General features: G+C 60.0%; 8 protein-coding genes. 7 read left to right on the plus strand and 1 reads right to left on the minus strand.

Translation table 11 applies throughout. The annotated features are described in order from the left end of the window. The 7 genes from AACR77_RS23105 to frdD form a co-directional block, all read left to right on the plus strand. The coding region (locus AACR77_RS23105; protein ID WP_231563154.1) for a mechanosensitive ion channel domain-containing protein at window positions 1–1,077 on the plus strand (1,077 nt) is incomplete at its 5' end. A 29-nt stretch (window positions 1,078–1,106) separates the two neighbouring features. Beyond that, a complete protein-coding gene (locus AACR77_RS05645) occupies window positions 1,107–1,784 on the plus strand; it encodes a glycerophosphodiester phosphodiesterase (RefSeq protein WP_042880250.1) in 678 nt (225 codons plus the stop codon). Window positions 1,785–1,940: 156 nt separating this feature from the next. Next, window positions 1,941–3,818 (plus strand): methyl-accepting chemotaxis protein, encoded by a 1,878-nt coding sequence (locus tag AACR77_RS05650; RefSeq protein ID WP_042880252.1) that lies wholly within the window; start codon window positions 1,941–1,943, stop codon window positions 3,816–3,818. 514 nt (window positions 3,819–4,332) lie between these two features. After that, a complete protein-coding gene (gene frdA / locus AACR77_RS05655; RefSeq protein WP_010673806.1) occupies window positions 4,333–6,117 on the plus strand; it encodes a fumarate reductase (quinol) flavoprotein subunit in 1,785 nt (594 codons plus the stop codon). Next, complete coding sequence (locus tag AACR77_RS05660) at window positions 6,110–6,844, plus strand: succinate dehydrogenase/fumarate reductase iron-sulfur subunit (RefSeq protein WP_010673805.1); 735 nt, start codon at window positions 6,110–6,112, stop codon at window positions 6,842–6,844. The genes frdA and AACR77_RS05660 overlap by 8 nt, the downstream gene beginning before the upstream one ends. 16 nt (window positions 6,845–6,860) lie before the next feature. After that, a complete protein-coding gene (locus AACR77_RS05665; protein WP_010673804.1) occupies window positions 6,861–7,259 on the plus strand; it encodes a hypothetical protein in 399 nt (132 codons plus the stop codon). 112 nt (window positions 7,260–7,371) lie between these two features. Beyond that, window positions 7,372–7,728 (plus strand): fumarate reductase subunit FrdD, encoded by a 357-nt coding sequence (gene frdD, locus AACR77_RS05670; protein WP_010673803.1) that lies wholly within the window; start codon window positions 7,372–7,374, stop codon window positions 7,726–7,728. Window positions 7,729–7,837: 109 nt separating this feature from the next. Here the strand turns inward: frdD and AACR77_RS05675 are convergent. Then, a partial coding sequence (locus tag AACR77_RS05675) for a DAPG hydrolase family protein (protein WP_042880254.1) occupies window positions 7,838–8,249 on the minus strand: 412 nt, incomplete at its 5' end.

The following is an 8,249-nucleotide window of genomic DNA, read 5'->3' on the forward strand; positions in this document are numbered from 1 at the left end:
CAGCGCCGCCGACTCGCCTTCGATCGCGCCAAGCAGAAGCGGGCCGAGATCCTGGCGCAGCGGGAGCGGGAAGAGGACGATCTCAGCTCCGAGATCCCCGATGTGGTGGAGGAGCCCGAGCTGGATCTGGATACCATCAGCGCCCAGTCCCTCGGCCTGGTGCGCACTCTGCTGATGCTGGGCTTCACCATGCTGGTGGTGGTGCAATGGTCGGATCTCAACTCGGCATTCAGCTTCCTCAGCAGCATCGAGGTGTGGCAGGTGAGCAGCAAGGTGGCCGGCATCGAGCAGCTCTCCGCCATCACCCTGCAGGATCTGATGCTGACCGTCTTCGCCTTCATCCTGACGGTGGTCACCGCCCGCAACCTGCCAGGGTTGATGGAGCTCACCCTGCTCCAGCACCTGAGCCTCTCCCCAGGCACCGGCTTCGCCCTCACCACGGTGAGCAAGTACCTGGTACTGCTGATTGGCGCCCTCACCGGCTTCTCCATGCTCGGCATCGACTGGTCCAAGACCCAGTGGCTGGTGGCAGCACTCTCCGTGGGGCTGGGCTTCGGCTTGCAGGAGATCTTCGCCAACTTCGTCTCCGGCCTCATCATCCTGTTCGAAAAACCGATCCGCCTGGGTGACACCGTCACCATCCGGGATCTCACCGGCACCGTCACCAAGATCAAGACCCGCGCCACCACCATAGTGGACTGGGACAGGAAGGAGATCATCGTCCCCAACAAGGCCTTCATCACCGAGCAGTTCATCAACTGGTCCCTGTCCGATGCCATCACCCGGGTCCGCTTGCGCATTCGCATCGGCCTGACGCAGAATCCCAAGCAGGTACAGCAACTGCTGGAGCAGAGCGTGCGCGAGTCCACCCTGGTGCTGGATACGCCCGCCCCGGAGGTGTTCCTCATCGAGTTCACCGACTCGGCCCTCATCTACGAGATCCGGCTCTACGTCAACAACATGGATCACCGGATGCCCATTACGCACGAGGTACATTCTCTGATCCTGGAGAAACTCGGCCAGGTCGGCATGCATCTGCCACATCAGCAGATCGACATCCGGATGAGCCGGGGATGAAGCCCCCAAAGACGACAACAGGAGCCATCATGCAGATCATTGCCCATCGCGGTGCCAGCGGCCTGGCCCCGGAGAATACCCTCAAGGCGATGAGCCTGGCGCTGGATCTGGGTGCCAAAGCCATCGAACTGGACGTGCAGTGGGCCGACGGAGAGCTCTGGGTCTTCCACGACCGGCGGCTGGAGCGCTGCACCAGCGGCCAGGGTGTGCTGACCGGGCAATCCCGGGAGTACCTGGCGAGCCTGGATGCGGGGGACGGGGAGCGGATCCCGACCCTGTGGCAGGTGATGGCACTGGTGGCGGGGCGCTGCGAACTGCACATCGAGCTAAAGGGCGCCCACACCGCCGAGCCGGTGGCCGCCCTGACCAGGCGGGCCGAGGCCGAGCTTGGCTTTACCCAGGCGCACTGGATCGTTTCCTCCTTTCATCATCCCGAGCTGTTACGCTTCAAGGGACTGCGACCGGAAATCAGGATCGGCGCCCTCACGGCCAGCCTGCCTCTCGACGGCGCCGCCTTCGCCGAGACGCTGGGGGCCTGGTCACTGAACTGCGATGTGGATTTCGTCGACGAGACCCTGGTGGCGGATGCCCATCGCCGGGGGCTGAAGATCCTGGTCTATACAGTCGACGAAGTGAGTGATGGGAGCGCCCTCGCCAGCATGGGTGTCGATGGCATCTTCACCAACCGACCAGATCGATTCAGCTGAGTATCGGCGCGGCCTGGCAGGCCACAAGGAGGTGAAAAGAATTGAAAAAATGCGGTGCACCGGGATACATAAAGTCCATAGCCAGCCGATACAGAGTTGGCTCATAACAATAACAAACACCATGGATCTCTGACTGACGCTCACAAGGATGTAAACATGAACCTATCCATCAAGAACAAGCTGGTCCTCTCCATCGGGGCCATCATTCTGGTCATCACCGGCCTGCAGGTCTGGTACAACACCTCCCAGTTGCGCAGTGAAACCCAGCGGCTGATCTGGAGCTTCATCGACGACAGCTCGGTCGCCAACGTCAAGGGGATCTCCCGCTGGCTCGACGCCCGCATCAATCTCGTCACCGCCACCAAGGAAGCCTTCGCCAAGGAAGACGAGCCCCTCAGCCACCTGGCCCAGTCCATGAATGCGGGCAACTTCGATCTCGTCTACGTGGGCACCAAGGATGGCCGGATGATCCAGAGCAAGCCGACCGATCTGCCGGCCGGCTATGATCCGCGCCAGCGCCCCTGGTACAAGGACGCCATGGCCGCCGGCAAGCTCGCCATCACGGCCCCCTATGCCGACATCACCACCGGCCAGCTCATCATCACCATCGCCGAGCCCTTCAGTCGCGGCAACACCGACGGCGTCATCGCCGGTGACGTCTCCATCGACGGCTTGGTGAAAGACGTGCTTGCCATGAACTCGGAAGGCACCTATGCCATTCTGGTGGACAGCAACGGCACCATCATCGCCCACCCGGACAAGGATCTGACCCTCAAACCCGCCACCGCCATCTCCCCGGAACTGACGGCAGCCAAGGTCAACGAGCTGGCCCATGACAACACCATCTCCGAGATGGATATCAGCGGCAAGGCGAGCGTGTTCGACCTCACCGAGATCCCCAACACCAACTGGTATTTCGGCATCGTGGTGGACGAAGCGGTCGCCTACCAGTCCGTCTCCCGCATGGTCACCTCCGCCCTCATTCAGGGATTGCTGACCATCCTCATCGTGGCGGGCTTCTCCTATGTCGCCATCAACGGCTCCCTGGCGCCGCTGAAAACCCTGGGCGAGGCCATTGCCGATCTCTCCCGCGGCAACGGCGATCTCACCCGTCGCATCAAGATCGAGCGTGAAGACGAGGTCGGTACCGTCGCCAAGCACGTCAACACCTTCATCGAGCGCATCCACGTCATGGTGCAGGACATCTCCAACTCCTCCACCCAGCTCAACCAGCAGGCCAGGTCTTCCCACGACATGGCGGAGAAATCCAACCAGGGGCTGGCCCGCCAGCAAAACGAGATCTCCCAGATTGCGACCGCAGTGCACGAGATGTCCGCCACCGCCGTCGAAGTGGCCAGCAACGCCGAGCAGACCGCGGAAGCGGCCCGCAGCTCCTCCAGCAGTTGCGAGCACGGCAAGCAGGTGATTGCCCGCAACCAGCGCTCCATCACGGATCTCGCCACCCAGGTCAAGCAGGCCTCCGGCATCATTCAGGAACTGGAGAAGAACGCCCAGGAGATCAACACCATCCTCTCCACCATCCAGGGCATCGCCGAGCAGACCAACCTGCTGGCGCTCAACGCCGCCATCGAGGCCGCCCGGGCTGGCGAGCAGGGACGCGGCTTTGCCGTGGTGGCCGACGAGGTGCGGGTGCTTTCCCAGCGCACCCACAGCTCCACCGTCGAGATCCGCAGCATGATAGAGACCCTGCAGCGCAACACCCAGGGCGCCGTCAGTACCATGCACGAGGGTCAGCAGCTGGCCCAGAACAGCGTGGAAGATGCCAACGATGCAACCCAGGCGCTGGAGCAGATCACCACCTCCATCAACCAGATCTCCGACATGGCGACCCAGATCTCCAGCGCCGCCGAGGAACAGCGTGCCGTCACCGACGAGGTGAGCCGCAACATCCAGGCGGTCAAGGATGTCTCGGACGAGCTGGCAGTGGATGCGGACAGCTCCCGCAATCTGTCGGCCCAGCTTAAAAATATTTCAGGTGAATTGAATAATCAGGTCGGCATGTTCCGCATCTGATCGACCATGGGAAGAAAGGGGCCGTTCAGGCCCCTTTTTTATAAACCCTTTTTGTTTCAACGGTTATAATCCCCTTTCGAGACCCTCAACCCTGTGATCGACATCTCCTTTTGCCCATGTGTGGGAGACGGGCCCAGTCTGTCATGGCTATATTCGCATTACTTTTTTGATGCCTAACCTCGATATGTCATCTTGATAATAGTTATCATTAAACTGTTTTGATAAAAAACTTAAAAACTTTATGGGTAATACCCAAAAAGAGAGGCATTTCTCATTTTTTTGAAAGAAAACTACGTATAATCTTGGAGTTAAAATCACCAGAGTAACGAGTACGGCTGATCCAGATCACTGATGGATGGCGATAATGACGGCATTTTCATCCAAGGAATGGGGTGGTTGTAATAAAAATCACCGTTGCCAAGCACTAAAACAAAGCAGTTTGACTTGCATCAAGCCTGAATTTTTTTCATAGAGCAAAATCGTGCCCAGCAAATCTATCCCTAAGGAGGCAGATGTGGATATTATCAAGACCGATGTTGCCATCATCGGTGCCGGTGGCGGTGGCCTGCGTGCCGCAATCGCCATTGCAGAAGCCCACCCTGAGCTGGAAATCGCCCTGATTTCCAAGGTCTATCCGATGCGCAGCCACACCGTGGCCGCCGAAGGTGGCGCCGCAGGCGTCGTCCGTGATGACGATTCCCTGGAAAACCACTTCAACGACACCGTCTCCGGTGGTGACTGGCTGTGTGAGCAGGACGTAGTCGAGTACTTCGTCAACAACGCCACCAACGAGATGATCCAGCTGGAGCACTGGGGTTGCCCCTGGAGCCGCAAACCGGACGGCAAGGCCAACGTGCGCCGTTTCGGCGGGATGAAGATCCCCCGCACCTGGTTCGCCGCCGACAAGTCCGGCTTCCACATCCTGCACACCCTGTTCCAAACCTCCATCAAGTACCCGACCATCAAGCGCTTCGACGAGCACTTCTGTCTGGATCTCATCGTGGAAGATGGCCGCGTCCAGGGTGTCGTCACCTTTGACATCCAGAACGGCATCACCCGCTTCATCCAGGCCAAGTCCGTGGTGCTGGCCACCGGCGGCGCAGGTCGTGTCTATCGCTACAACACCAACGGCGGCATCGTCACCGGTGACGGCATGGCCCTGGCCTACCGCCACGGCGTACCGCTGCGGGACATGGAGTTCGTCCAGTATCACCCGACCGGTCTGCCGGGCACCGGCATCCTGATGACCGAAGGTTGTCGTGGTGAGGGTGGCATCCTGCTCAACAAGGATGGCTATCGCTACCTGCAAGATTACGGTCTGGGCCCGGAAACCCCGGTCGGCCAGCCGAAGAACAAGCACATGGAGCTGGGTCCGCGCGACCGTCTCTCCCAGGCCTTCTGGCAGGAGCAGCAAAAAGGCCGCGTTATCCAGGGCCCCATGGGCGACGTGGTTCACCTCGACCTGCGCCACCTTGGCGAGAAGTACCTGAAAGAGCGTCTGCCCTTCATTTGCGAACTGGCCAAGGCCTACGTGGGTGTGGATCCGGTAAAAGAGCCGATTCCGGTACGTCCGACCGCCCACTACACCATGGGTGGCATCGAAACCGACGGCAAGTGCGCCACTCGTCTGGCCGGTCTCTATGCCGCTGGCGAATGTGCCTCCGTCGGTCTGCACGGCGCCAACCGTCTGGGTTCCAACTCCCTGTCCGAGATCGTGGTCTTCGGCAAGGTGGCCGGTGAGCAGGCAGCCGAGTTTGCCGCCACCCAGCAACACGGCAACACCCAGGCGCTGGTCGCCAAGGCCGAGGCGCTCATCAAGCAGCACCTCTCCCTTCTGGACATCGACGGCACCGAAAACCCGGCGGATATCCGCAACGAACTGGGCATGTCCATGGAAGCCGGTGTCGGTATCTACCGTACCGAAGAGCTGATGCAGGGCACCATCGACAAGATCAACGAGCTGAAAGCCCGTTACAAGAAGATCAAGATCAACGACAAGTCCTCGGTCTTCAACACCGACCTGCTGTACGCCATCGAGCTGGGCTACATGCTGGACGTGGCGGAAGCCATGGCGCACTCCGCCATCAACCGCAAAGAGTCCCGCGGTTCCCACCAGCGTCTGGACGGTTACGAGGAGCGCGATGACGTCAACTTCCTCAAGCACACTCTCTCCTTCTACAACGGCGAAGGGGCCCCGACCATCGACTATTCCGATGTGAAGATCACTAAATCCCAACCGGCCAAGCGCGTGTACGGTTCCGAGGGTGAGAAACAAGACGAGGCTAAGAAGAATGGCTGAGATGATCGAAATTGAAATCCTGCGCTACCGTCCCGAGCAGGATAACGAGCCCTGGATGCAGACCTTCCAGGTGCCCTACCTCAAAGAGATGTCCCTGCTGGATGCGCTGCAATACATCAAGGATCATCTGGACTCCACCTTGAGCTTCCGCTGGTCCTGCCGGATGGCGATCTGCGGCTCCTGCGGCATGATGGTCAACGGCATTCCCAAGCTGGGCTGCAAGACCTTCCTGCGCGACTACCTGCCGGGCAAAATGACCATAGAGCCGCTCAACAACTTCCCCATCGAGCGCGATCTGGTGGTCGACATGTCCGACTTCATCGAGAAGCTGGAGAGCATCAAGCCCTACATCATCCCGTCTGAGCCGCGCAACCTGTGCGATGGCGAGTACACCCAGACGCCGGCTGACATGGCGAAGTATCACCAGTTCTCCATGTGCATCAACTGCGGTCTGTGCTACGCGGCCTGCCCGCAATATGGCATCAACAAGAAGTTCACCGGCCCGGCGGCCCTGGCACTGGCCTATCGCTACAACGCCGACAACCGCGACAGCGCGTCCAGGGAGCGGATGAAGATCATCAGCCAGGACGAGGGCGTCTGGGGCTGTACCTTCGTGGGCTACTGCTCCGAAGTGTGCCCGAAAGGCGTGGATCCGGCCGCCGCCATCCAGCTTGGCAAGGTCGAGAGCGCCAAGGACTACATGATCGCCATGTTCAAGCCGGATTGAGACCAGGAGTGAGACCATGAACAACACTGAGAGCAAACGTAAGCCTTACGTGCGCGAGATGAAAAAAGACTGGTGGCTGAAGAATGCCTTCTACACCGGTTACATGATCCGCGAAGGCACCAGCATCTTCGTCTCCATCTACGCCGTCGTGCTGATGTGGGGTCTGCTGCGCCTGGTACAGGGTCAGGAGGCATTCAACGGCTGGCTGGAATCCCTGCAGAGCCCCATTGCCATCCTGTTCCACGTCATCGCCCTGGCAGCCTGCCTGTTCCACGCCAAGACCTGGTTCGCACTGGCACCGAAAGCCATGCGCATCTTCCGTGGCGAAGACCTGGTGCCGGAGAAGCCGATCGTCATCGCCCAGTATGTGGCGCTGGCAGCGGTATCCCTGCTTGTCCTGATCATCGTGGCCTGAGGAGAAAACCATAAGACGTTCTGACGAACCCGGTTATTGGTGTCTGTTTGGTACCGGGCTCTCACTCAGAAACGTTGGCCACGATCACTCAATCATGATTTGAGGAAAAAATATGAGACGTTCTGACGAGCCAATTTACTGGGGTCTGTTTGGTGCGGGTGGCATGGTGGTTGCCATGCTGCTGCCGGTCATTGTCCTCATCACAGGTCTGCTGGTGCCCATGGGCATCATGGACGTGGAGACCATGAGCTACGAGCGCGTGCTGGCATTCGCCAGCTCCTGGTGGGGTGCCTGCATCCTGCTGGTGATCATCGCCCTGCCCGTCTGGCACGGCATGCACCGCATCTACCACGGCCTGCATGATCTGGGGATCCACACCACCAAGCTGCACCACTATGTGTTCTATGGCTTCGCCTTCCTGGTGTCCGCCATCACCGTCGGCCTGCTGATGGTGCTGGTGCTCCAGTAAGCACATCCTGACTGCATGACAAACCGGGCCCAGTGCCCGGTTTTTTTATGACCATCTTCCGCGGTTCATCTCCATCCGGCAGCTGACCTGCACGCTCGTTCGGCATCCGTCACCAGAGTCGCGGTGCCGGTTCACGACCGTTTTCCGCGTAGTAGAGCGACGGCAGAAACTGCGCCAGATAGCTGAACTCGCTGTAGCAGTGGCGCATCAGGTTGAAGCCTACCTCGTCCGGCACCTCGTCAAACGGGTTGGCGCAGGCCTTGCCCAGCAGAAAACGACTGCGCAGCACACAGCCGTATGGGGTATCGCGCGCCAGGTGCAACATCTCGCCATCCAGCGGCGCCCCCTGCTCATCCAGCGCCACCTCATCGCCAAAGCCGATACGGGCGCAGATGGCGGCAGAGAGAGCCTGCGTCTCCCGCGCCTCGTGTAGCGATTGCGGGGCGAACACCTCTTCGGCGCCGTGGAACTTGAGGCGAGCTGCCACCGGCGGCAGCTCGGCAAGCCACTCCACCGCCTCT

Source organism: Aeromonas sp. ZOR0002, assembly GCF_963866995.1.
In the GTDB taxonomy this organism is placed as follows: domain Bacteria; phylum Pseudomonadota; class Gammaproteobacteria; order Enterobacterales; family Aeromonadaceae; genus Aeromonas; species Aeromonas caviae.

What these genes read in the sequence shown, in the direction of transcription:
- AACR77_RS05650 (WP_042880252.1), top strand. Translation starts at nt 1,941, where the DNA reads ATGAACCTATCCATCAAGAACAAGCTGGTCCTCTCCATCGGGGCCATC.
- frdD (WP_010673803.1), top strand. Translation starts at nt 7,372, where the DNA reads ATGAGACGTTCTGACGAGCCAATTTACTGGGGTCTGTTTGGTGCGGGT.
- AACR77_RS05660 (WP_010673805.1), top strand. Translation starts at nt 6,110, where the DNA reads ATGGCTGAGATGATCGAAATTGAAATCCTGCGCTACCGTCCCGAGCAG.
- AACR77_RS05645 (WP_042880250.1), top strand. Translation starts at nt 1,107, where the DNA reads ATGCAGATCATTGCCCATCGCGGTGCCAGCGGCCTGGCCCCGGAGAAT.
- AACR77_RS05665 (WP_010673804.1), top strand. Translation starts at nt 6,861, where the DNA reads ATGAACAACACTGAGAGCAAACGTAAGCCTTACGTGCGCGAGATGAAA.